Source organism: Intrasporangium sp. DVR (assembly GCF_040365325.1).
GTDB lineage: Bacteria > Actinomycetota > Actinomycetes > Actinomycetales > Dermatophilaceae > Intrasporangium.
On sequence record NZ_BAABZW010000043.1, the window covers coordinates 1 to 955 of the forward strand.

General features: G+C 72.0%; 1 protein-coding gene. It reads right to left on the reverse strand.

Annotated elements, in window-relative coordinates:
* Positions 1–15 precede the first annotated feature (15 nt).
* A partial coding sequence (locus ABWV20_RS19155) for a transposase (RefSeq protein ID WP_353358058.1) occupies positions 16–955 on the reverse strand: 940 nt, incomplete at its 5' end.

A 955-nucleotide genomic window follows, 5' to 3' on the forward strand; every position in this document is an offset into this window, starting at 1 on the left:
GGCTCCCCTCTGACGTCAAGGGGCCGGGATCGGCTCTTTGGAGTGTGCGCCGGCGCTTGTCGCCGTCAAGGTCGTTCGTCCGGTGGGGCGCTGCACCTTGACGGCTCCGGCGCGTCGACGCGGTCGCTGGGGAGCCGAGCCCGGGCGGGGCTTCGCACGGGCGGTGGTCGGGGGTAGCGTCGTGGGTGCGGGTCCGGGAAGTGGCTGATCCGAAGTGTCGATGTGCGGGGGTAGGTCGACCGCGCTGGATGTCAGAGTCGCCCCGCAGTGCCCTCCCGGGCCCGTCAGCGCGGCCGCCTGTTCGGCGGCGTGGGCGTCGGCGATCAGCTGTCGGTAGATCGCGTCGGATATCCGCCGTTTGAGGCACCTCATCGCTTCGAGGGGCTTCTTGTCCTCGGCGCGCTTGCGCCGGTAGTAGGCGCGGCCCTCGGTGTCGAGGCGCAGCTGGGTGACGGCGGCGATGTGGATCACGTGGTTCATCCGCCGGTTGCCGGCTCGGGAGAGCCGGTGCCGGTTCTGCTCCCCGGAGGAGGCGTCCAAGGGTGCGGTGCCGGTCCAGGACGCGAACCGGTTGCGGTCGGCGAACCGGGCCACGTCGCCGACGTCGGCCAGGACGCGGGCCGCGACCACCGGTCCCACGCCGTGCAGGTCCATCAGCGTGGAGCCGCGGGCCAGGACCATCGCCTCGAGCTCGGCGCTGGCCTTCTTCTTCTTGGCCTCGACCACGACCAGCTCGGCCAGCTCCTCGGCCGCGGTCCGGCGGCGGATCTTCCCGGCGATGTCCCGTGGGCGGACCGAGGCGAGCATCGCCTTGGCCTGCCCGGTGGTGATGTCCTTCTTCGCCTGTCCCGGCAGGAGTTCCGCGAGCAGCGCCTGGAGCCGGTCGACGATCTGGACCCGCCGCCTGCTCAGCGCGTCGCGGCGATCCGACAGGATCCGCAGCGCCTCCAGGTCA